The sequence below is a fragment of the Sphingomonas sp. GW821-FHT12D09 genome (assembly GCF_058807215.1).
Map to the genome: position 1 here is coordinate 628,720 of NZ_JBXAQL010000001.1, position 23,296 is coordinate 652,015.

Below are 23,296 nucleotides of genomic sequence, written 5' to 3' on the forward strand. Positions count from 1 at the left end.
ACCTCCTGTTCTACTCCTCGTCCGCCTAGGTAACGCATGGGTAGCTGCCCAGCCGGGGTCGGACACCGGTGCTGGCGGTCAAGCTGGGGGCTTCGCCTGGATTCGTGAGCCGGGAAAGGATCGACGCTGTGATCGTCGGCCCTTTCCTGCTCGGAGGGATCGTCACCCGCGACGGCCGAGTTCTGGCGCGGCGGGAAGTCCCCTCACTTATCTGGACGGCCTGCTCAGGCTCACCGAACGCTCTTGCGCTGCACCAGATTGAATATCCCGAGCAGCACCACGGCTCCGACGAACGCGATGATCAACCCGGTCAGTGAGAACTCCTGCACGCTTCCCCGGACGCCGAAGAGCGGACCGGACAGCCAATTGCCTATGACTGAGCCTACACAGCCGACAACGATATTGAGGACGATGCCCATCGAGGCATTGCGGCCCATCACCATGCTCGCGAGCCAGCCGGCAACGCCGCCGACGATCAATGCGATAATCCAACCCACTGCAACTCTCCCTGTCCTAGACTGGAAAGAGCAATCCGCAGAGATCAGCTTTGTTCCGCGGCCGCAACGCTCGCCGACGCGCCCAAGGCAGATATCTCGCGCCTTTGCGCGCCGCAGTGCCCCCGAGATTCAGTGCACCCGAACGCACGGCGCACACGAAGAGAGCCAGGCGGGAGGGCCGTGACTGTCACGGAGCCTGGTAGCCCAGGGCGCGAAGCTGCAACCGGCCCTTGCGCGGATCGTGCGCGAAGAACAGCCCACCCCTCGTCGCCGCATTTCCGGCCACATAGTCGAGCGTCGCGGTCGCCGTCTCCGAAACGGCCCCTTTGGTAAGCACGCCCTCTATCGACACGGCCGCCGCCGTGCCGCTCGTGCGGTTGGCCGCCTCGAATTCGACCAGGAAGCCGCGATCGGTCGCGACGACCCGCTTCGCCTCCACCACGATCGATGGTGGCTGGTGACTTTCGCCCTGCAATGCCTCGCGGCCGATCACGAATGTGACCAACAGGAGCAGCGCCAGGCCGATCGCGGCGGCGATCCATTCGAGCGTGGAAGTCCGGGCGCGCGCGTCAGCCATATTCATCCCAGCTTCCTTCAGACCACGAGCCGCGCGATCGCAGCGCCGATCGCAGAGGGAAACGCAAGCACGACCACTGTTTGCAACAGCGTCGTCATAGGGGCACCGTCGATGCTGCCGAAGGTCCACAGTACATAGACGCTGACGAGCAGCGCGATGGCGTAGCCGGGAATAGTGAACGCCAGGAAGAGCCGCAAAGGGCCATAGCCCTTCGGGGCATCTTCCTGCCCGGCCAACCCGACCGCGAACACCAGCGCATGCAGCAACGCCAACGACAGCAGGACCAGTGCCAGCCCATGCCAAGCGGTCATCTTGTAGCTGATCAGCATCATTTCCTCGGTCGGCGCGACATTGAACGCAAGGAACAGCGCGCCTGCGAGCATCAGGAAGAGCTGGCCGCCATAGCTCGCCGAACGTTGCGCACGCTCCGCATCCTCCTCGACCCGCCCGTCACCCAGTTGCTTGCGCGCGATCATCGCGCCGAAACTGGCGGGAACGCATTGGATCGCGATCTGCCCAACCAATTCGTCGAGCGGCATCGCATTGGTCAGCAGGCCAAAGGCAGCGAGTACGATGCCGGCACAGACAATTCCGACGGCATAGGCAGCGAGCGCATCAAGTATGTCCTCGATCAGCGTGGCTGTCCTCTCGAAGCCGCCGAAGCGCGAGAGGAAGACAAGCACGACGAAGTTGAGCGCGATGAAGAGAAGCAGGCGCAGTGGCTCGACGAACAGCCCGATCGCCCACATTTCCATGGTCATCAAGAGCGGCAGGCCGAAGATCACCGCCCCGGCGAAAGCGCGTGCAAGCCCAGCTGCATATTCGCGGTTGAGGGCAGATGCAGTCGCCATCCCCTCCGAATGCTGACGAGACGGCATTGTTCCGCCACCGAACCGAAGACGCGGCACAGGCCTAGTCAAGGCTTGTCCTTGCCCAAGCTGCTACTGCCCTCGCTCCAGGCCTTATGCGTGGCTACCGCAACCAAGCGAGGCGAGCGGCTTTTGTGGGGACTGGGCCGCACGTTGCACGGTCGACGGCGACCTCGCCGCCGCGCGCCGAGGCCGTTCCCAGCCAAGCGCTGCCCTTCTGGCGCAGCCCGCAGCCAAGGTCGATGCGCACGACATCGGGCTGAAAATCGCCACAGATGGCTCCGATGTCGGAAAAATCATCGAGGATGCCCCGCGCCGCGGGACGTATGCGCTAGCACCGACAGACGGACAAGGCATCCAGAGCCCCGCTCCGGGGGTGCTTGCGGTGCTCAGGGAAGCACCTCCGGGAGCGGAAAACGCCGCGTCAAGTCTCGGGCGACGCCGTGCTCGCCTGTTCCTGCGCCGCTCCGGCGGCGTCGAGCAGGCTCTTGGCGGTCTTTGCAGCGGCATCCGCAGTCATGGTTACCGCAACGCCGTCCGGCCCGTCCAATATCACCAACCCTTCCTCCGCACTCGCAGTGCCAGGCTCGGTCTGAGGCTTCGGGACGTCAGTTGTCATTGCGGGACCCTTCAGGCGGGAGAGGAGGTCATGTCGATGTAGAGATAGTCGGGATCGAACTGCCCGCGGGTCGCCAGCCGTTCGGGGTCGAGGATCTCGACCAGCGAGGAGCGGAACACGCACAATCCTTGCTCACGCAGCGCCCGCATGACCCGGTTCACATGGACGTTGGTAAGGCCGCAAATCTCCGCGAGGTCGTTCTGGGTGATACCGAGAGCAAAACGCCGCCCGTCACTTAGCCCGGCGCAGACGAGCCGCGCATTGATCTCGCAGAGGAAGTGCGCGACCCGCCCCATCGCGTCGAGCCGGCCAAGCCGGAACAGCCAGGCGCGGTGGATCGCGGCGTCGATCAGCGTAGCGAACCAAAGCTTGCGCGCCATTTGCGGCAGTTCGCGCTCTATCGCTTCGAGCGCGGCATGCGGCACGATCGCCAGCTTCGCAGCCGTCATGGTGGCGACATCGTGATCGAGCGTGCGGAGCGGATAGGCGTGGAGATCAACGAAGTCCCCGGGCACATGCACCGCGACCAGCTGCCGCATGCCCTGATTGTCGTCGACATGCCGGCTGAGAAGGCCATCGACGAGCAGAGTGCTCTCATGGAGCCTCTCCCCGGCGCGCACGATTACCTTGCGCGCGTCGACGGTTCGAATCCTGGCAATCGAAGCCTCCAGTCGCGCCCGCTCAGCGGGCTCCAGTTGGACTCCCCGGCGGTTACGAAGAAAGCGATCGGTGTACATTCTGTCTCCCGCAAGTCCGGATCGCAGCGGGAGCGATTGGATCCCGTGTGTCCTAAAACGGGCAAGGGGTGGAGGCGTTGCGATCGCGCGCCCGACAATCGTGCTGACACAGGTTAGTTTTTCAAGGCACGAGCAACTTACACAGACTGCCCAAGGTTACCGCTGCACGTACCCGCTTTTGGCGTCGCTGAGGCCTGCCCGACAGGCGAGCTGCGTCTTGCCCAAACGACAAGGATCTCCAGCATGGCCAAGAAACCCGCTCCATCCACCACGATGGCTCCGGCAGGCGAGACGCTTGTTCCCACGGGTACCGATATCGGCGGCGAGTCCCTGCCAAAGGCCGCACGCATGCCGGCCGACGCAATGGTAACCGCTAGCTATGCCGAAGCACAGGGCGATGGCGGCGAAACCCACCAGAGTGCGGGAGCTGATGTCGCGACACTCACCACCCAGCACGGAATCCCCGTCGCCGACGACCAGAACACGCTCAAGCAAGGCCAGCGCGGCCCCGCCTTGCTAGAAGATTCACACTTCCGCGAGAAAATCTTCCACTTCGATCACGAGCGCATCCCCGAGCGCGTAGTCCATGCCCGCGGCTATGGCGCGCACGGCTTTTTCGAGCTGGCCGACAGCCTCGCCGATGTCAGCCGCGCCGACATCTTCCAGCGCGTCGGCGAGCGGACACCAGCGTTCGTCCGCTTCTCGACCGTTGCCGGCTCCAAGGGCTCGTTCGACCTGGCGCGCGACGTACGCGGCTTCGCCGTCAAGCTCTACACCCAGGAGGGCAATTGGGACCTGGTCGGCAACAACATCCCGGTGTTCTTCATCCAGGATGCGATCAAGTTCCCCGACCTGATCCATTCGGCCAAGCCCGAGCCCGACCGCAACTTTCCCCAGGCGCAGACCGCGCACGACAATTTCTGGGACTTCATCAGCCTGACACCCGAGAGTTTACACATGATCATGTGGACCATGTCGGACCGGGCGATCCCGCGCTCGTTCCGCACGATGGAGGGCTTTGGCGTCCACACCTTCCGGCTGGTCGATGCGAAGGGCAAGTCGACCTTCGTCAAGTTCCACTGGAAGCCCAAGCAAGGCCTGCAGTCGGTCGTCTGGAACGAGGCGGTCAAGATCAACGGCGCCGATCCCGACTTCCACCGCCGCGACCTGTGGGACGCGATCAATTCGGGCGACTTCCCCGAATGGGAGCTGGGCGTCCAGCTGTTCGACGATGATTTCGCCGACAAGTTCGATTTCGACGTGCTCGATGCGACCAAGATCATTCCCGAGGAGCTGATTCCGGTCCGCGTCATCGGGCGCCTGGTGCTCGACCGCGTGGTGGACAATTTCTTCGCCGAGACCGAACAGGTCGCGTTCATGACGCAGAACGTACCGCCCGGCATCGACTTCTCGAACGATCCGCTGCTCCAGGGCCGCAACTTCTCGTACCTCGACACCCAGATTAAGCGCCTGGGCGGGCCCAACTTCACCCATATCCCGATCAACGCGCCCAAATGCCCGATGGCCCATTTCCAGCAGGATGGTCACATGGCGATGCGCAATCCCAAGGGCCGCGCGAACTATGAGCCCAACAGCTGGGGACCCACCGATGGCGGTCCCCGGGAGGATCCGACTCGCGGCTTCACCAGCTTTGCCGAGGACGCCGACGGTCCGAAGCAGCGCGTCCGCTCGGAGAGCTTTGCCGACCATTACAGCCAGGCACGCCAGTTCCTCATCAGCCAGACCGGAATCGAGCAAAAGCATATCGGCGATGCCTTGGTGTTCGAACTGAGCAAGGTCGAGCGTCCGGACATCCGGTCACGCGTCGTGTCCCACCTGCTGAATATCGATGCCGATCTCGCCAACACGGTTGCGGACGGGCTCGGCCTGCAGCTCCCCAAGGCCGCGGTTGCCGCGCGCAAACCGATCGCCGACCTGCCTCCGTCCGACGCGCTCAGCATCGTCAAGAACGGTCCTACCAGTTTCAAGGGCCGCAAGCTCGGCATCCTGCTCAGCGACGGTGCCGACACCGCGATCTTCAAGGCGCTGCTCAAGGCAGTCGAGACCGAGGGCGCAGTCTATGAAGTGATCGCGCCCAAGATCGCCGGCGTAACGCTTGCCGACGGCACCACGGTGGCGGCGAAGCACAAGATCGATGGCGGCCCGTCCGTGCTTTTCGACGCCGTCGCGGTACTGGTCTCGGCAGAAGGCGCGGCGTTGCTCTCGCGCGATGCCGCAGCCAAGGACTTCGTCACCGATGCATTCGCGCATTGCAAGTTCATCGGGATCAGCCCCGATGCCCAGGCGATATTCGTGGCCGCCGGCATCGCCGACGATCTTGATGAGGCTTGCCTTCCGCTCGGCAAGGCCGGCGACGCGGTGACGTTCGTCGAAGCATGTCGAGCGCTGCGATTCTGGCCGCGGGAGCTCGCTGTCGATCTCGATGCCGCTACGGCGAGTTGATCCCGCGAAGGAGACAATCGGCGACCCAGGCGGCGCGTCCACGGGCGCGTCGTCCGGAACTAAGCAGCGGGGTGCGTGTGTGCTGCAAGCGCAATTGTGCTTGGCAGCACATTCAAATGGAAGCTGTCGTTATGATCCACCAGAGCCGATGAAACGCGCGCGCTTGACGGGGTTGGCACGCGCTGCACGCGCCAATAAACTGCTTAGAGAGCTGTACCCCAAGTGCTGGTTTACCGCCGCCCGGCGCAGCCGAACGGTGGCATTACCGGTCAGCTGGCGACGCCAGTATAACGCGCATATTCTTCTGCATAGCGGCGCGTGATGCGCGCCTGGTCCTCGGCGTCAGCCGACTGCGCCAATTCGCTGAACCACGTCCCCTCTTCGGAATAGACATGATGCGCGACCGCACCCTGGATATGGTCGAGCTTGTCGAGATAATCCCCGCTCATAGGATCGAGGCGCTCGAGCAGGCCCATCTCCATCTTCGCGGCCGACTGTTCCTGATAGGCGAGTTCGGCATGTCCGACCTGATGGTCTGCCGCGAGTGCCGGATAGACCGCCGCCTCCTCCGCGATCGAGTGACCGGTCAGCAAAAGGCCGAGCTTATCCTCTTCGGCGCGGCGTGAGCTGGCGTCGGTGGCCGCTTTCACGGCAGCGAACTGCGCCTCGATCTGGCGATGGTGCGAAAGGATCTGGGAGAGCCAATCGCCCGGCTTCGCCAAGCTCTCAGCCTTGGCGCGTGCCTTGGCACGGGCTTCTTCGCTTTCGGGCGGGGTGATCGCCGCTATCGCCTTGTCCAATATCGACATTTTCCGTCCTCCAGCGCCGATTATTCGGCTTAGACTCAACCGGCTGCACCGCACGACGTTCCCTGCTAACGACTCGCAAGAATACGAGAAAAATCAAACGGATAACCTTGAGATTTCGACATGGAAGCACCCGAATCGGTTACATCGCCGCCCGTGCCTCCCCGGTGACCTTTCGCACGAGATCGACAACCGACGTGGCGGCGAAGCGCTGCATGATCCGTGCGCGGTGAAACTCGACGGTGCGTGGGCTGATGTCGAGGCGCCGGGCGATAACCTTGTTGCTTTCGCCTTCCTGCAGGGCGAGCACCACTTCACATTCCCGGGGCGTAAGCCTGGACGACAGCGTAATCAGCTGATGATCGGTCAGGGTTACGGGCTGAGGCCGAGTTGCATGCGCGCGCGCAGTGATCAGCCAGCCGGCCGCCTCGTTCTCGACTTCAAAGGCCTCGACCGCGACGTGCATTTCAACCGGAAGCTCGAGCTCCCCGGCCGGGGCCGCGTTGGCAACGCCGTTCCAGCTGCCATTTAACGCGATGGCCGCCATGGCGGCAGGCGCATCGATCCCGAGCGCCCCGAGCATCGTCACGCCGTGCGTGACGCCAGCCACACAGGCGGCGTCCCCGGCGAAGAGCACGGCGATTGCAGGATTGAAGAAGCGCAGGAGAAAGTCCCCGCCGCAAACCGCGACGCCGATCGATGAACAGGTGATTGCCGCGTGCAGGATCGTAGCCGGAGAATAGTCGGCAGGCGCCGCGAAGCGTAAATGCGCAATACTAGAAATAAAGATCCCCTCTAGCCGCGGAGCTGTCCGCCAGTTCCATTTTTGATGATGAATCAAATATTTGGACTGGTAGTTCTACGAGTATCAGCATGAAAAGGTTGCGGCTAAGCGCGAACTATTCCGGGGGGACCTGATTCCAGGAGACCGGTTCTAATGTTCGTTTCGCACTTGGCGTCCGCCACCCGTGCCACCAAGCGGCTCGCGCTTCTTGGTAGCGTCTCCACCGCCGCAGCAATGCTGCTTCTGCCGAACAGCGCAGCAGCGCAGACCACCAACTGCTCGCAAACCGGCACCACGATCACTTGCGTTGACGGCGCAGCCACCGTCCTGACCGCCACGACGACACCGGGCAACGCAACGATTGCGGGCCCTGGCCTCGTGACCGCCGATGTCACAGGCCCGGCGACGACGACCTATACCGCGACGGGCCCGATCTCGACCACCGGAGTGACCGCAGTCAACCTGACCTCCACGGGCGGGGCGCTCGCCTTCATCCCTGCCGGCGCCAGCACGCCGGTCAACATCAACGTCACCGGCGGTGCAGCAGCCAACGGCGTCACGCTCAACACTGCGGCCCAGCCCGCCGCCGTCACGGTCGGCAATATCGCGACCAGCGGCACGAATTCCTTTGGTGTCCTGTCGACGGCAGGCGGCGACCTCACGCTACGCACCGGCAACATCACCCTCACCGGCGCGAACGGCACCGCGATCGACGCAGGCGCCCAGACCGGCAACATCTCGACCACCGCAGGCAATATCACCGCGACCGGCCGCGGCATCCGTACGGTGTCGACGACCAACGGCACGAACACCATTGTCGTCGGCAATGTCGTGGCAGGCGATCGCGCCATCCTCGCCAATGGCGGCACCGTCTCGGTCACGAGCGGCAACATTACGACCTCGACCAACGGCGCCACCACGCCCGGCGGCTACGGCATCGCAGCGCAGGGCTTCACCGGCAACGTCACCGTCCGCACCGGCACGATCAGCACGGTCAACGGCGCTGGCATCATCGCCAACGCCTTCAGCCCGACTGGCGCCATCGACATCGGCGGCTGCCCGAGCGTCAGCACCACCGGCGACAACGCAACCGCAGTCTCGGCCCAAGCCCAGGGCACCGGATCGGTCACGGTCAATTGCGGCGCGCTCTCGACGACCGGCCTCAACAGCAACGGCGTGTTCGCGACGTCCGTCGGCGGCAACATGGCCGTCAACATCACTTCGGCGACGACTTCCGGGGTCGGATCCTATGGCGTCACTGCCAACACGATCGGCGCCGGCACCGTGACCACCAATGCAGGCGTGATCACCACCACCGGCAATGGCGGCACGGGCCTCTACGTCCGTGCGGCTACGGGGGCGATCGACGCCGGCTACGGCAATATCACGACATCCGGCGTGGCCGCCGGCGCCAACAGCGCCAGCGCGCTCGATCTCGCCTCTACCGGCACGATCAACCTGCGCGGTAACGGTGCGACGCTTCGCACCAACGGCGCCGGCGTGACCGCCGCCGTCGTCACCGGCGCAGGCGTCACCGGCAGTCTGGGCAACGTGACCACGACGGGTGCTGGCTCGCAGGGCGCGATCATCACCTCGACAGCGCCGGTCAACTTGACCGTCGGCACCGTGGGGACGACCGGCAACGGCCTGACCGTCAATGCCGGCACCAACGCCGTCACGCTCACGACGGGCACAGTCACCGCGACCACGGTAGGTGCCACCGGTACGGTCGTAAACGCCACCGGCGCGGTGAACTTCACCGGCGGCAGGCAGGCGGCCAACGGCGCCAATGCGCTTCGCATCACCGGCGGTGCCGGCGCGATCAACGCCACCGTTGCCGGAGCCGCAACCACCGGGACCGGAACGGCGGTCGTCATCACCGGCACTGGCCCGGTGACGTTGGCCAACAGCGGCACGATCACCACCACCGGCGCCAATTCCGACGGCATTAACGTCGCGACGACCGGGACGATCGGCATCACCGGCGGCCAGGTATCGACGACCGGAGCCAACAGCCGCGGCATCGTCGCCAATGGCGGCGGCGCAGTCACTGTCTCGGGTGCCGGCGTGACCACCACGGGCGCCACCGCGAATGCGATCGTGGCGAACAGCACGGCGAGTTCGGTGGGCGTGTCGCTTAGCGGCACCATCAGCTCGGCCAGCCTCGACGGCGTGAACATCACGGCGGCGACCACGGCCAATCTCGCGCTGACCTCGGGCACGCTCTCGGGCCTCAACAACGGTGCGACGATCACCTCCGGCACGGGCACCATCGTAACCAATGCCGGTACGATCAACGGCTCCAACTATGCCCTCTCGGTCGCAGGCGGCGCAGCGACGCTCAACAACAGCGGCACGATCAACGACCGCATCCTGCTGACCGCCAACGGGGACACCGTGAACAATAGCGGCACCTTCAACGCGAACAGCAACAGCGACTTCGGCGCCGGTGCCGACGTCTTCAACAACAGCGGCACGCTGCGCGTGCTCAGCTTGGCGACGACAGCCGGCACGGTCACGCTGACCGGGCTGGAGACGTTCAACAACAGCGGCCTCATCGACCTGCGCAACGGCCATGTCGGCGACGTGCTGGTCCTGCCGGGCAGCTATGCGGGCAGCGGCGCGGCGCAGCTCGGGGTCGACGTGAACCTCGCCACCTTCACCGGCGACCAACTGCGTATCGGCGGCGCGGCGACGGGCACCACCATTGTCTCGATCGCGGCGCTCAACACGACGCCGGCGGTGCTCAGCACCGGCGCGGGCGCGCTGGTGGCGCAGGCCGGCGCGGCGTCGTCCGCAACCGCCTTCACTCTGGATGGCGGCAGCGTAGATCAGGGGCTGATCCAGTACGGTATCGTCTATAACCCGGCGACCTTCGCCTACAGCCTAGTCGCCACGCCGGGTGTCGGCGTCTACCGCGCCTCGCTGTTCGCCGAAGGGGTTCGCAACCTCTGGCTGCAGTCTGGCGACAGCTGGTCGGGCCATATGCGCGAACTGCGCGACAACATCGCGGCCAGTGGCCCGGGCGGTGCCGGTGGTCGCGTCTGGGCCCAGGTGCTCGGGCAGGTCGAGCAGCGGGGCAGCAACCGCAGCTTCGCGTTCAATGGCGTCACCACCCCGGTCGATCTGAGCTACAAGCAGGACTATTTCGGTGGCCAGATGGGCATCGATCTGGGCGGTTCCGCCGGTGAAGGCGGCTTCGCCTTCGGCCTGACCGGAGGCTATCTCAACTCCAACCTGAACTTCGCCAACTCGCCCGACAGGATCAATTTCGATGCGGTCAATGGTGGCGTCTATGCCAGCCTCAATGCCGGCATCTTCTTCATCAACGCGCTGGGCAAGTACGACTATTACTGGGGCGACAATGTCAGCATCTCGGGGCGCTACACCCAGAAGCTGAACGGCGCGATCTACGGCGGCAAGGCGGAGGCGGGCTTCCGCTTCGGCAGCAAGCTCTGGTTCGAGCCGGCGGCGAGCGTCTCCTACACGCATTCCGATTTCGACGATTTCGGCGGCACGTCGGGCAATTTCGCCTTCAACGATCAGGACGGCGTGCGCGGCCGCGCGGGCGCGCGGATCGGCTTCACCAGCGATATCGGCCCGGCCAAGATGACGCTCTATGGCGGCGGCAACTACGTCCATGAGTTCAAGGGCCAGGACCAAGTCACCTTCACCAGCGGCGGCCAGACCGTCCGGTTCGGCAACCAGCGGCTGAGCGACTATGGCGAAGGGCTTCTGGGCCTGAACATCGGCTCGCAGCACGGTGCGATCAGCGGCTTCTTCGAAGGTCGCTACGCCGATGGCGGCGACTATGAGGGCTATGGCGGCCGCGCCGGGGTTCGCTTCCGCTTCTGATCCTTCCACAAGCGTGGGCAGTTGATGGGCCGCCTCGCAAGAGGCGGCCCATTGGCTTTCCCGTCTCCGTCCCCTGCCCTCGCCATATGCTCACGCCGCGGGGAGCAGGCCCATGGCCGCCCGACCTTCTATGCTCGCGGCCCGGACGCGGATGATGGGACGCGAACCTCGGCCGGCGTTGGGACGAGCCATTCTTGGAGCACCAAGAGCAGAGCCGCCATGACGACCGGGCCGATGAACAAGCCGACAAGACCAAGCGCCGCCAGTCCGCCAAAGGCTCCAATCAGCGCGAGGATGAAGGGAAGCTTCACTGCCGAGCCGATCGCCGCCGGCTGCACGATATTGTCGCCGAGCAGCATGACGATCGTCGCCCCGGCAAAGAGCAACAGGCCCGCAGCGGTGGCGCCGCTGCCGATCAGGATAAGCGTGGCCAAGCCAAAGGCTGCCCAGGCGCCAAACGGAACAAGTGCCAAGGTGATGGTGAGGATGGTGAAGAGCAACGGCTGGGGGACCCCGGCGATGGCATAGCCGCAGCCGATCAGCGCACCTTCGCCAAAGGATACAAGCAGCGTGCCATTGACCGTCGAGCGCACGGCCTGGGTCATGCGATCGACGAAATCCTCGCCAAATCCTCCGAACATCCGGCAGGCAAGCGTCTGCGCCTTGGCTGCAAGCTGCTCGCCGCGCGCCAGAATCGCCGTCAGCAGGACCAGGGTGATCAGGAACAGCACGGAATCGCGCGCGACCTCGGCGGCTGCCGAGCGCATCCAGGCTAGCGCCGAACCGCTGCTCAGCATGGTCACGATCGCGCTCGTGCCGCTCGCATTCGCCAGATGCGCCTGCCACCATTTGCTTACCGTGCCGCCGATCAGCGGTAGCCCGCCGAGCCAACTCGGTGCCGGCACGCCGTAATGCTGGGCATGCTGAAGCCAGGCGAAGGCAGCCTGGCTCTCCTGCGCGAGGGAGAGAGCGGCAAACGAAAGGGGAAGGACCACGAGCAGGCCGGTCGCAAGCGCGAACCCGACAGCGATGGCGCCGGGGCGATGCGGCCAGCGGGAGAGTGCCCGTCGAAACAGCGGCCATTCCGCGATCGCCAGGATGAACGCCCAGGCAATCGGCGTGAGGAACGGCAAGGCGATCCAAGTGGCGAGCGCGACAATGAAGACCGTGAAATAGAGCTGCCGGGTTCGGGCGCCCGAACGCGTCCTTGACTGAGTCATGCGGTTCTCGATGTCGATATTTCCAAGCGGCCTCGCCTCGCGTTCAGCGGGCGAGATCGGCTTTTGTTCATTCCGGACGGCCAAGGCGCATGCGGCGGCTTCCGCACGACGGCACCGCAAGCTGGAAAGGCCTCTCACGCCCTTCCCGCCGCACTTGGCGCACTAGCCGCCGGTCACGCGCCACACGACATTGCCGCCATCGTCGGCGATGAGCAGCGCGCCCTTGCTGTCGATCGCGACGCCGACAGGCCGGCCTTGCGCCTTGCCGTCTTTGCCGATGAACCCCGTCACCACGTCGACTGGCTTGCCGACCGGGCGGCCACCGGCAAAGGCGATATAGACCACCTTGTAGCCATTGAGGTGACCGCGGTTCCAGCTGCCATGCTCGCCTACAAAGGCACCGCTGCGATATCGCTGGGGCATGGCCGTGGCATTGGCGGTGAAGGCCATGCCGAGCGGCGCTACATGCGAGCTCAGCGCATAATCGGGCGCGATCGCTCGGGCGACGAGATCGGGCCGCTGCGGGCGGACCCGCGGGTCCACGTGCTGGCCGTAATAGCTGTATGGCCAGCCATAAAAGGCGCCATCCTTCACCGACGTCATATAGTCTGGGACGAGGTCGGGCCCGAGCTCGTCGCGCTCGTTGACCACGGTCCAGAGCTGGCCGGTAGACGGCTCGAACGACAGGCCATTGGGGTTGCGCAAACCCGTCGCATAGGGCCGGTGCGCGCCGCTCAGCCGATCGACCTCCCAGATGCGCGCGCGCTCCTGCTCGGCTTCGATGCCATTCTCCGCGATGTTGCTGTTCGAGCCGATGCCAACATAGAGCTTGGAGCCATCCGGGCTGGCGACCAGGCTCTTGGTCCAGTGATGGTCGATCGGGCCGCCGGGTAGCTCGGTCAGCACCACTGGCTTGGCGGTGATACTGGCCTGGCCGGCTTGGTACGGGAAGCGCAGGATCGCGTCGGTGTTCGCGACATAGAGGTCGCTTCCGACCAGAGCCACGCCGAACGGCGCGTTCAAATGATCGATCAGGACCGAGCGCAGCTCGGGCTTCCCGTCCCCGTCTGCGTCACGCAGCAAGGTGATCCGGCTCTCACCCTTGACCTTGGAATGCCCGAAGCTCTGGATGAAGCCGACCACTATATCCTTGGGGCGGCTGACCGGCCCCTCGGGTGCCTTGGCTTCGACGGCGAGGATGTCGCCATTGGGCAGCGTGTAGACCTGTCGGACATTGTGGAAGTCCGAGGCGAAAGCCGAAATCCTCAAGCCCGCTGAGACTGTCGGCTTCGCACCGTTAGCCCAGGGCTCGACGGAAGCAACGTGCATCGGCGGAACCAGATATTGGTTGATCGCCGGCAGCTTCGGGTTGGGACCGAGCTGATCGTCGGTGTTACCGCCGCCGCCGCTGCACGCAGCCAGCAACAAGAGCCCGGATACCGGGAGGAGCGCCTGGGCCTTCATGCCACCACCTCCGCGCGCACCGAGTAGCCGATCCAGCTCGCGACCAGCACGAGAACCGCGGTGACCGCGGATAGGATGATCCCGGTCGGCACCACGGACGTCCAGGCGTCCCGGCTATGGACGAACGCATTCACGATCGCCGTCACCAGCATCACGATCGTCAGGACCGAATGCAGCGCGGAGCGACGACGCGCGCCCCGCCCGATCACAAGCACATCGACGATACCGGCTATACCCGCCGCCACCGCCATGAAGATGCCACCCACGATGAGCCAGACCGAGAAATTGGCCCACTGCATGTTGGCGCTATCGGCATAGGCCCAGTCGCTGAAAAAGGCAGCGACGAAAAAGGCCAGCGGGAAAGCGGCGAGGATGCCGTGCAGCGGCACGAAGACGCGCGCCGCACCAGGATGATATCGCGCCAAAGAAATACCTCTCCAGAAAAGGTCAGGCCCTCAACGCGCTACAGCGATTGCAGGTCCGTCGAATTCGATGTGCCCGAAGTTGCGCCGCTCTGCCGTCGCGCATCGAATGGCCCGATCATCCGTTGGATTGGCGAAGGAGATCGCGTGTGGAGATCATAAAGCTCGCGCCTGGCGTCCTGGCGGACGACGACACGGACTGCATCAAGATCAACGAGACCCCTGACGGCAGATTCTCGCTCGTCGCGTCCGCGCTGATGGATTGCGGCGATGGCGAAAGTCCGGAGTCCGTCGCACTGGTGAGCAGCGAGCCCTATGCGACCTATGAAGCCGCGGAGGCGGCAGGCCTCGCATGGGCGGAATCGCACTGCGTCGTGACGCTCTACATCGAGACGGGCGGAAACCAGGAGCCGGTCCGGCCAACAACCGAATGAAGCTGGGAAGATCGGCGATGCAGCGCTGCAATCACGGTTGCCGCGCGCGGGGCACGCTGGCCGTGCGGGGAGTTGCGGATTTTGAAACGCCCATGGAACGCGCCGGCCTGCCGCGAATTGAGAGCCGGCACCCCCTGCACGAAGGAGAACGACATGAGCATCGAAGGGCAGATCAAGGAAGCCGCCGGTTTCGTGAAGGAAGAGATTTACGAGCACGGCACTTCACCCGAGAGCAAGGCAAAGGCCCAGGAAGGCCGCGACCTGCGCAACGAGGGCCGCATCGAAGACGGCAAGGCGCCCAAGACCACGGAGCCTGGCACCGACGCCTGACCGGACCTCCGTCGCAATCAATCATGCGCCGCTCCTGACGGGGCGGCGCTTTGCGTTTCACGCTCGCTCGCGCCCGATGTCAGCTAAAATCGGCGGTGTCCGCCGGAAGCATCGCCACGAAACGCCCCGACGCTATGCCTTGCGCCGCGAGCCCTGCAGCGAGGCGCAAGGCGGGATCGTCGCGTGGCTCGTCGGTGAGCTTGAACGTGCCCCAATGGATACCGACGGCGGCGCGCGCGCCGAGATCGCCCATGATGCGGATGGCCTCTTCGGGATCGGTGTGCTGCGCCGCCATGAACCAGCGCGGGTCATAGGCGCCGATCGGCAGGAGTGCGAGATCGGGCGCACCGAAGCGCTCGCGCATCGCGCGGAAGATGTTGCCGGTACCGTATCCAGTGTCGCCCGCGAAATAGACGAGGCTCTCCCCTGCTCGCACCATGAACCCGCCCCACAGCGCCATGCGCCGGTCGAGGATGCCTCGCGAGGACCAGTGGGTGGCTGGCACGATATGCGCCTCGGCCCCAGGCCCGATTTCGAACCGGTCGCCCCAATCCCCCGCCGCGAGCAGCGCGCCGGGCAGGTACCGGCGCACGATCGCATCGTTGCCAAGCGGCGTGACGATCAGCGGAGGATGGCGTGCGTGCAGCGCCCGGAGCGTCGCGATATCGAGATGATCGTAATGATTGTGGGACAAAAGAACCGCGTCGATCGGCGGCAGGTCCTCGAGCCGCACGATTGGCGCGGTGCCCCGCCTGGGACCGGCAAAGGCCAGCGGGCTGGCACGGTCAGACCATACCGGATCGGTCAGGAGGTTGAGGCCTGCCAGCTGGATGAGCAGTGTCGCGTGCCCGATCATCGTTACCCGGAGCCCCTCGATCCTCGCATCGGGAACGATGGGCGTGACCGGGACCATACGCGGCCAGGGGTTGTCCGGGATCGAACTCCGCCAGCGCAGCATATCCGCCGAGAGAGCGGTCGGTATCGGGTTCACCGGGATTGAAGAAGCGCAGTCCGTCGAAATGGTCGGTGACGGGTCCTTGATAATAGGGATTGCGCGGCATCAGCACCCGCCTTTGGCTGCGCGCGCGATCTCGGCGGAACCGATGATGCGCTTGCCCGGCATGCCTTGGAACGTCGCGTCGACCAGCAGCGCGGCGACGATCGACGCCGGGTTGATGCGGGCGCTTGCTGGCAGGATTGGCGCGGCGATGCGCAACAATGTAGCGATCCCCTGCTCCATCGGACGATGCCCGCTGCGATCTCCCCCGAGAAAGCCCGGGCGCGCGATCGTCAACGAAGCGAAGCCGAGGCCATCGATGGCATCTTCCAGCTCGCCCTTGGTGCACGTGTAGCGAAAGGTCGACCGCGCATTCGCTCCCGCCGAGGAAACCAATCCGAAACGGGTCGCGCCGCGTTCACGGACGAGGCGCGCGATGGCGAGCGGAAAGTCGTGGTCGATGGCACGGTAGGCGGAAACCGATGGCGTCTGCGCGCGGGTCGTGCCGATCGCGCAGAGCGCGGCATCGACCGTCCACCAGTCGGCATCGGGCTGGACCCTATCGATCGCGACGATCGGATTGAACAGTTTCGGATGCTCGGGAAGCCTCCGCCGCGTCGGCGCGGCCACTCTAGTTACGCTGGCATCCGCCAGCAGGCGCTCCAGCATCGCGGCGCCGACCAGGCCAGTGGCGCCTGCCAGGAGAAACGTCTTCATCAGGGATCTTCTAGGGCGGCGTTGGCGAGGATAGAAGGCCTGCTATTCGCGCCATGGCAAGGGAGGCCGGACACCCCAAGGACGGCCGGCCTCCGCGCGATCAGATGGCGCTCGGCTCGCGCTGATACGCCGCGCGGTCGCGGTCGATCTGGTCGACGCCATAGGGCTCGGCCTTCTCGTCGAAGCTGGTCCAGCCCGATTGGCGATAATCGCTGCCGCGCGTGTCCGCGCTGACGCCGCGATTGCCGTCGAGCACAGCTTCGGTCTCGCCGACCAGCGCATCCTCGACCCGCGCGCTGACGAGCGTGCCGCCGCGGCGTACGCCCTCGGCATAGACGCCGGCTTCCTCATCGCTGTGGCCCGCATTCTTCAGTGCGCCGACGATACCGCCGGTCGCCGCGCCGCCGACGCCGCCAATGGCAACGCCGGCTGCGGTCGATGCAAGCCAACCCGCGGCAACGATCGGTCCGAGTCCAGGAATTGCAAGAAGGCCGAGACCGGCAAGCAGGCCGCCGACGCCGCCGATCGCCGCACCGGCCGAGGCGCCGCGCGTGACATCGCCATTGTCGTTGATGCCGTCATTGTCGGCGCGGTCAGCGCCATGGGTGCCATGGGCATTGTTCGCGACGATGCTGAGATCGTCATGGGGAACGCCGATACGCTCGAGTTCGGTAACCGCGGTCTGGGCGTCCGAATAATCGTCGAACAGGCGTGTGATGGTCCTGGTCATGTTCAATACTCCTGAATGCGGTGGATCAGCGCGAAGTGACGTTGCCCTTGAAGTCGAGCATCACCTTCACGGCATGGCGGCGCTTCATCGCGCGGCCCTGCCAGACGCCATCGTCGTTCTTGCGAAGACCGCTGATGTTGGTGAACCCTGCCTTGGCGATGCGGCCGCGAGCCTGGCTTTGGGTGAACGAGCTATGTCCACGGGCCGGCGTTGCGACCGCATGGACGCGGCTGTCCTTGATGGCGGGGTTATGCGGCGAGGACTGACGGTCCTGCGCGATCGCGCCAGTGCTGACGGCGGCGGCCAGCACGGCAAGAAGATAAAGCTTCATGGGGATTCCTTTCGATGGACAGCGCGCCGCGCGGCGGCGGGCACGCGCCATCATTCGATCGAAGTCGACGAGCGCGTTCCCCATGCGGCGGATTGTGGAGCTATAACCCTTTGAAATCGAAGGCGGACGCATGCGGCACGAAATAAATCGGGGCACCGCGCCCGCCGGCAGCCGACACACGCCTATAGCATCTCGATCGCGACGCAGCCTGGCCGCACCGAGAGTATCTCGCCGAGACGACCGAGGATCTCGGCAGGCAGGAAGACCTCGGCGAAAGCCCGATTCTCCTGGACAAAGGCGGCAGTTTCCGTCTGGGAACGGCGATCATGCCGGGCAAGCGCAGCATCCAGGCGAGCTCCAGTTGCGATGGGCGGACCGGCATCCTTGGCGCTCTCCGCAAGATCGACATCGGCGTTCAGGCACCCTTGTTCGACCGACCATAGGCCACCCGCGTCTCTAGCCTGCCTAGGAAGCGAGTGCCGAGACGGAGGTTTTCGGATCGTCCAGCCCCGCGATGCCGGTCGAGGCAAACCCCGGCCATTCAATCGCTGATGCCAAACCGAACCTGCCCGCACCTTCGCGGTTTCACATGCAAAAGCGTTGCAGTGCCGCATTCCCTGGAACGGCATCATGCCCGGTCGCTTCACTTATGAAGACACAATGCGGCAAGGACTTCGCCCAGCAGCCCGAGGATCAATCAACCTGATAATCGATCGGCTTGAACGACCCGTTGTTCGACTGAAGCGCCGAGCATGCCGTCAGACCGATGACGAGATCCTCGACCGCTCTGAAGACGATCCGATCCCCTGCCCTGCTCAAGGGCGGTTCGACGCGCAGCTCGCCGGTGGTCCCGTCCACGGGCACGTTCATGAAGCAGTTGAATGCAATCGGGATGTCGTCCGGCACAACACCATAGGGCGCCAGTGCAGCCGCGAGATTGCCGAAACAGCCCCGGTGCGGATTTGTGTCGCCATAGATGATCCGGAAGGTGTCCTTCGAGCAGGGCGTAAGCAGGAAGTCGTGCCGCCCGACATCGTCTTCGACGATCTCGAGCAGCACATTGCTCCGGTTCGAATAGAGCTTGTCGCCGGTGGTCAGGTAGATGCGGCTGGCATAATCGAGCGTCCGTCCCGACGAGATCACCTCGCGCACATCGTCGCGGCGAAAGGCGAGCAGATCGGCGACCTGCTCCCCTGTCGGATCGATGACCGTCAGCGTCTGACCCCTGGCGACTTCGAACGCGACACCCGAGCGCGGTGCGATCCTATGCAGCATCGCGGATCCTCCCACGGCCCGAGAATGGGCAAACCCAGTCAGGACCCACTGCGCGCCCGCTATATTGCCGTGCTTCGGAGATCGTACCGTGCCGCGCCAGCATGGGATTTTCGCTTCCCGCCGCCGCGATGTCACGATCCATGATCGACGCGCGCAGCTTCTCGTAGCGGCCCTGCTCGCGAAGCTGTTCGAACTGGTCGTGCAGATTGAACGCCAGCGCGGGCCGCTCGAACCGACGCGCCGGGCGGCTCGCCTGCGGGTGCAGCCCAACGACGAAGAATGCCTCGCCGCCGAAGCTCAGCGAGAAATGAGGCTCGTCGGGCGACGAGCTGACACGCGGGTCGGGCTGCTGCCCAAGCCACTCGTCCTTGTCGGTCAGCGACTGAACTCGTGCCCACAGGTTCTTCTCAAATCCAACCTCGTCAAGCCCTGCATCTTTCTCGAACAGCACGACCAGTGACTGAAACAGGATCGGATCGGCGCGATAGGATTGTGCAAGGTCGAGCAGGCTCGGCATGATTCGCAGGTCGTCCCATGCCGAGCGGATGTCGTTCCCGATTACGAAGCGCATCTGCTGCTTCGCCAGCGCAGATTTCGCACCGACGCACGGAAAGTCGGATGCTCTGACGAATTGTTGGAAGGCAAGCGCGAGCGGATGGTCGACGTCATTCGAAGCTTTGTTCATGCCCCTTCCAACGCGCGCCGGAAGGCTCAGTTCAGCGATAAGAACGCGCACATAATCTGGATCAACACGATTTTTCGGTCGCTGCTCAAGGAGTTGGGGGACAAGTCGGGACGAACGTACACAGCGGAACGAACCGCTCCCGACGCTGTTGAGCGCCCGTGCCAGACGCGATTGCTGGCAGTTGCCGCATCCGGCGCCAGGGGGACTATGCGCATCGACATTCCAAAGCCGGGTGAGTCTCTCGCAAGCGCTGCGACGCGCGCCCTGGTGCCCGTTGGCGCGGTAGCGGCCATATTGGCGGAGGCGCTCGATGCCGGCCAGGTCATGTTCGTCGCATCGGACGAACAGCGGGCGGAGGCCGTAGCTGCCGCGCTGCACCGGGCAGCGCCGCATGCCGAAGTGATCCACTGCCCGTCGAGCGACGCGCTGCCTGGCGATTCCGCACCCGCCTCACCCGCCAATGTCGGCCGCCGCGTGGCCGCGCTGCGCCGCCTGCGCCAAGCGAACCTCGACGGCCAGCGCATCATCGCGCTCATTACCACTGCGGAAGCTGCGGCGAATGTCGTCTCCGCGCCTTCCCGATTCGATGCAGCACCGCCTGCGCTCACGGTCGGCGAAGCGCTCGACGTTGAGGCCCTCACAGCGACATTGGAGGAGATCGGCTATTTCCCCGACGACCGCGTAGACGAACCTGGGGAGATGGCGGTTCGCGGACAGGTAATCGACTTGTTTCCGGCCGATGCGGCGCTCCCAGCGCGCATCGAGATCGAGGATGGGCGGATTGTCGCCATCCGCGCGTACGACCCGGCAACCCAGCTTGGCAGCAACACGCTTGATACGCTCGAGATCGGCCGTGTCACCGAGCCCCCGCTCGGCGAGGACTATACCTCCCTGTTCGACCATCTGCCAGGCGCCGCGATTGCCGGCGATCCGGACGCGGAGAAGCGCCGCGATCGGTTCATAGCGCTGGCACGTGATCCGGCCGGTACCGGCCGCGCTGGCCCCGTGATAGATCGCACCGCTTGGGACAAAGCGCTTTCGGGCCGGTCGATCATCGACCTGGAGGCGGCAGGCATCGCCGAAGCGCCCAGGTTCGTCGAGGGCAAGGTGCCGTTGCGTACCTTCGCGCGTGCAGTCGCAGCGACGTTTGCCGAAGGCGGTCGCGTCATCGTACTGGGCGCTCCACGTGACCTGCGCTTCCTGAATTCGCGCCTCACCAAGGCGCTGGGGCATGCCCCGGTGGTGCTGTCGCAGTGGTGCGACTTCGAAACGGTGCCGTCGGGCACCTGCGCGTTACTGGAAATGCCCGTCGAACGCGGGTGGACCGCTCCAGGCGTGCTCGCTGTATCTGCCGGCGATCTGTTTGGGAGCCGTGCGATCGTGACGGATGTGTCGCGCGGCAACTTGGACATGCTGCGCCACCAAGGCGGTGAGATCCGCCTCGGCGACGTCGTCGTGCACGAGGACTTTGGTATCGGCATCGTCGTGGGACTGGAACCGATGGAAGCCGATGGCGAGGATCTGGGCGATGCGCTGGTGCTCGAATATGCCGGCGGCGCACGCCGCATGATGCCGGTGGGCGATGCCGATCGCTTGTGGCGCTATGGCGCCGACGCCGATGCAGTGACGCTCGACAAGCTCGATGGCTCGAGCTGGGAGAAACGCCGCGGCGCGATCGATCTCGCCATTGCTGAAAGCGCACGCGGGCTGACTGCCCTCGCAGCGGAGCGCGACGGACGATCGGCGCCCATGCTTGCCCCCGAAGCGGCCGCCTATGAGCGGTTCTCGTCCGGCTTTCCCTTCACCGAGACGCCCGATCAGGCGCGCGCGATCGCCGCAGTGCGCGACGAGCTGGCGTCCGGCAAGCCGATGGACCGCCTCGTCGTCGGCGATGTCGGCTATGGCAAGACCGAGGTTGCGATGCGCGCGGTCGCGCTTGCGGCGTTGGCGGGAAAGCAGGCGATCGTCGCCGCGCCCACGACAGTGCTGGTCCGCCAGCATCTGGAGAGCTTCCGCCGCCGCTTCGACGGCACGGCCATCGTCGTTGCCGGCCTCTCGCGCTTGTCGAGCGCGGCGGAGAAAAAGGCAGTCAAGGCCGGGCTGGCCGACGGCTCGGTCCATATCGTCATCGGCACCGGCGCGGTGGCCGGTGCCGAATATAGCGACCTTGCGCTTGTCGTGATTGACGAGGAGCAGCGCTTTGGCGCCGCCGACAAGGCGAAGCTACGCGGCCTGTCGGCCGATTGCCACATCCTCACCCTCACGGCGACGCCGATCCCGCGCACGCTGCAGACCGCGCTGGTCGGCTTGCAGCAGGTGTCGGTAATCGCCACGCCGCCGGCACGCCGTCAGCCGATCCGTACCAGCATTGGCGGATTTGAGCCGGCGACCGTCCGTACGGCATTGATGCGAGAAAAGGGCCGAGGCGGGCAAAGCTTCGTGGTGGTCTCGCGGATCGAGGACATGGCGCAGATGGCGGAGAAGCTGGCAGCGCTGGTGCCGGACCTTCGCCTCGTTCAGGCGCACGGCAAGATGCCCGCCGGTGAAATCGATGAGGAAATGGTCGCATTCGCGAGCGGAGGCGGCGATGTGCTCCTTGCCACGAACATCATCGAAGCGGGGCTGGACGTTCCGCGCGCGAACACGATGATCGTCTGGCGCGCCGACCGCTTCGGGCTATCCCAACTGCACCAGTTGCGCGGTCGCGTCGGACGCGGCAGCCGCCGAGGACAAATCCTGCTGCTGACCGATCCCGATGCCACCATCGCCGAGGCAACCCTGAAACGCCTGCGCACGCTCCAGGCATTCGACCGACTGGGCGCGGGCTTTGCGATCAGCGCCCGCGATCTCGACATGCGCGGTGCCGGCGACCTGTTGGGCGACGCGCAAATCGGACATATGAAGTTGATCGGTGTCGACCTGTACCAGCATTTGCTCGGCAGTGCGCTCCGCACCGCAAGCGGTGAGACGGTCGACAATTGGACACCCGAGCTCCATCTCGGCGTCGCGGGCCGGCTCCCCGAGAGTTGGATACCGGAGATCGATACTCGGATCGGCCTATACGGGCGGTTGGCGCGCCTGATCGACGGCGCGACCCTGAACGCGTTCGAGTTCGAGATAGAGGATCGGTTTGGTATTGCGCCGGATGAAGCGCGGCAACTCCTCAACCTCACGAGGGCAAGGCTATTGGCGCGCGATGTTGGGATCGCGCGGGTCGATGCGGGGCCGGCCGCGATTGCGCTCACCCCACGCGCCGGCACGAATATCGCAACGGTCGGAACCTCGCTCGAGGACCGTAATGGCCGCCTTGTTCTAGCGGAGCGGATCGAGGACGCGGACGCGCGCCTGGATCGGGTTCGCTACCTGCTCGAAGAACTGGGGAGCGGCGGTCCCGATTGACGACGAACCGGGGCGAACGGCTGGCAACCGCGCCTTCTAATGGCCACGTTGTCCGCCGCTGCGCCCGGGCGCCGTATCCAAGAGC

21 protein-coding genes are annotated in these 23,296 nt (G+C 65.1%); 5 read left to right on the top strand and 16 right to left on the bottom strand.

Annotated elements, in window-relative coordinates:
- Positions 1-230: 230 nt before the first annotated feature.
- The 5 genes from AC1RPL_RS03055 to AC1RPL_RS03075 form a co-directional block, all read right to left on the bottom strand.
- Complete coding sequence (locus AC1RPL_RS03055; RefSeq protein WP_493067780.1) at positions 231-497, bottom strand: GlsB/YeaQ/YmgE family stress response membrane protein; 267 nt, start codon at positions 495-497, stop codon at positions 231-233.
- A gap of 187 nt (positions 498-684) precedes the next feature.
- On the bottom strand, positions 685-1,074 hold the full coding sequence (locus tag AC1RPL_RS03060) for a hypothetical protein (protein ID WP_493067781.1): 390 nt from the start codon (positions 1,072-1,074) through the stop codon (positions 685-687).
- Between the two features lie 17 nt (positions 1,075-1,091).
- The gene (locus tag AC1RPL_RS03065; protein ID WP_493069072.1) at positions 1,092-1,952 is read right to left on the bottom strand and encodes a TIGR02587 family membrane protein; all 861 of its coding nucleotides are present in this window, start codon (positions 1,950-1,952) and stop codon (positions 1,092-1,094) included.
- A gap of 415 nt (positions 1,953-2,367) precedes the next feature.
- The gene (locus AC1RPL_RS03070) at positions 2,368-2,562 is read right to left on the bottom strand and encodes a hypothetical protein (protein WP_493067782.1); all 195 of its coding nucleotides are present in this window, start codon (positions 2,560-2,562) and stop codon (positions 2,368-2,370) included.
- Positions 2,563-2,573: 11 nt separating this feature from the next.
- On the bottom strand, positions 2,574-3,299 hold the full coding sequence (locus AC1RPL_RS03075) for a Crp/Fnr family transcriptional regulator (protein ID WP_493067783.1): 726 nt from the start codon (positions 3,297-3,299) through the stop codon (positions 2,574-2,576).
- 243 nt (positions 3,300-3,542) lie between these two features.
- Here AC1RPL_RS03075 and AC1RPL_RS03080 point away from each other — a divergent pair, with 243 nt between their 5' ends.
- Positions 3,543-5,762: a catalase gene (locus AC1RPL_RS03080; protein WP_493067784.1), complete on the top strand. Its 2,220-nt coding sequence runs from the start codon at positions 3,543-3,545 to the stop codon at positions 5,760-5,762.
- A gap of 269 nt (positions 5,763-6,031) precedes the next feature.
- On the opposite strand, the gene AC1RPL_RS03085 is transcribed toward AC1RPL_RS03080, so the two are convergent.
- Together AC1RPL_RS03085 and AC1RPL_RS03090 are read right to left on the bottom strand one after the other, a co-directional pair.
- On the bottom strand, positions 6,032-6,571 hold the full coding sequence (locus AC1RPL_RS03085) for a hemerythrin domain-containing protein (RefSeq protein ID WP_493067785.1): 540 nt from the start codon (positions 6,569-6,571) through the stop codon (positions 6,032-6,034).
- Positions 6,572-6,710: 139 nt separating this feature from the next.
- On the bottom strand, positions 6,711-7,409 hold the full coding sequence (locus AC1RPL_RS03090; protein ID WP_493067786.1) for a response regulator transcription factor: 699 nt from the start codon (positions 7,407-7,409) through the stop codon (positions 6,711-6,713).
- Between the two features lie 96 nt (positions 7,410-7,505).
- Here AC1RPL_RS03090 and AC1RPL_RS03095 point away from each other — a divergent pair, with 96 nt between their 5' ends.
- Complete coding sequence (locus AC1RPL_RS03095; protein WP_493067787.1) at positions 7,506-11,207, top strand: autotransporter domain-containing protein; 3,702 nt, start codon at positions 7,506-7,508, stop codon at positions 11,205-11,207.
- Between the two features lie 128 nt (positions 11,208-11,335).
- Here AC1RPL_RS03095 and AC1RPL_RS03100 read toward each other — a convergent pair whose 3' ends face one another.
- Genes AC1RPL_RS03100 through AC1RPL_RS03110 form a run of 3 tightly spaced genes read right to left on the bottom strand, consistent with a single transcriptional unit; the run spans position 11,336 to position 14,316 of the window.
- Positions 11,336-12,565 carry an AI-2E family transporter gene (locus AC1RPL_RS03100; protein ID WP_493067788.1) on the bottom strand — a complete coding sequence of 410 codons (1,230 nt, stop codon included), beginning with the start codon at positions 12,563-12,565 and terminating at the stop codon, positions 11,336-11,338.
- 24 nt (positions 12,566-12,589) lie between these two features.
- The gene (locus tag AC1RPL_RS03105; protein WP_493067789.1) at positions 12,590-13,891 is read right to left on the bottom strand and encodes a PQQ-dependent sugar dehydrogenase; all 1,302 of its coding nucleotides are present in this window, start codon (positions 13,889-13,891) and stop codon (positions 12,590-12,592) included.
- Positions 13,888-14,316 carry a DUF2231 domain-containing protein gene (locus tag AC1RPL_RS03110; protein WP_493067790.1) on the bottom strand — a complete coding sequence of 143 codons (429 nt, stop codon included), beginning with the start codon at positions 14,314-14,316 and terminating at the stop codon, positions 13,888-13,890. The genes AC1RPL_RS03105 and AC1RPL_RS03110 overlap by 4 nt, the downstream gene beginning before the upstream one ends.
- Before the next feature lie 146 nt (positions 14,317-14,462).
- On the opposite strand from AC1RPL_RS03110, the gene AC1RPL_RS03115 reads away from it, so the two are divergent.
- Together AC1RPL_RS03115 and AC1RPL_RS03120 are read left to right on the top strand one after the other, a co-directional pair.
- The gene (locus AC1RPL_RS03115; protein WP_493067791.1) at positions 14,463-14,747 is read left to right on the top strand and encodes a hypothetical protein; all 285 of its coding nucleotides are present in this window, start codon (positions 14,463-14,465) and stop codon (positions 14,745-14,747) included.
- A gap of 153 nt (positions 14,748-14,900) precedes the next feature.
- Entirely contained in the window at positions 14,901-15,077 is a 177-nt protein-coding gene (locus AC1RPL_RS03120) for a hypothetical protein (RefSeq protein ID WP_493067792.1), read from the top strand.
- 79 nt (positions 15,078-15,156) lie between these two features.
- On the opposite strand, the gene AC1RPL_RS03125 is transcribed toward AC1RPL_RS03120, so the two are convergent.
- The 6 genes from AC1RPL_RS03125 to gntA all read right to left on the bottom strand — a co-directional run bounded on the left by AC1RPL_RS03125 (position 15,157) and on the right by gntA (position 19,812).
- Entirely contained in the window at positions 15,157-15,990 is an 834-nt protein-coding gene (locus AC1RPL_RS03125) for an MBL fold metallo-hydrolase (RefSeq protein ID WP_493067793.1), read from the bottom strand.
- Positions 15,991-16,137: 147 nt separating this feature from the next.
- Entirely contained in the window at positions 16,138-16,791 is a 654-nt protein-coding gene (locus tag AC1RPL_RS03130) for a Rossmann-fold NAD(P)-binding domain-containing protein (protein ID WP_493067794.1), read from the bottom strand.
- A 100-nt stretch (positions 16,792-16,891) separates the two neighbouring features.
- On the bottom strand, positions 16,892-17,521 hold the full coding sequence (locus AC1RPL_RS03135; protein ID WP_493067795.1) for a hypothetical protein: 630 nt from the start codon (positions 17,519-17,521) through the stop codon (positions 16,892-16,894).
- A 25-nt stretch (positions 17,522-17,546) separates the two neighbouring features.
- Positions 17,547-17,852, bottom strand: coding sequence for a hypothetical protein (locus AC1RPL_RS03140; protein ID WP_493067796.1), 306 nt, complete (start codon positions 17,850-17,852; stop codon positions 17,547-17,549).
- A gap of 693 nt (positions 17,853-18,545) precedes the next feature.
- A complete protein-coding gene (locus AC1RPL_RS03145) occupies positions 18,546-19,127 on the bottom strand; it encodes a DUF1989 domain-containing protein (RefSeq protein ID WP_493067797.1) in 582 nt (193 codons plus the stop codon).
- Positions 19,117-19,812: a guanitoxin biosynthesis heme-dependent pre-guanitoxin N-hydroxylase GntA gene (gntA, locus tag AC1RPL_RS03150; protein ID WP_493067798.1), complete on the bottom strand. Its 696-nt coding sequence runs from the start codon at positions 19,810-19,812 to the stop codon at positions 19,117-19,119. The genes AC1RPL_RS03145 and gntA overlap by 11 nt, the downstream gene beginning before the upstream one ends.
- 207 nt (positions 19,813-20,019) lie before the next feature.
- On the opposite strand from gntA, the gene AC1RPL_RS03155 reads away from it, so the two are divergent.
- On the top strand, positions 20,020-23,211 hold the full coding sequence (locus tag AC1RPL_RS03155; protein ID WP_493069073.1) for a DEAD/DEAH box helicase: 3,192 nt from the start codon (positions 20,020-20,022) through the stop codon (positions 23,209-23,211).
- The last annotated feature ends 85 nt before the right edge of the window (positions 23,212-23,296 follow it).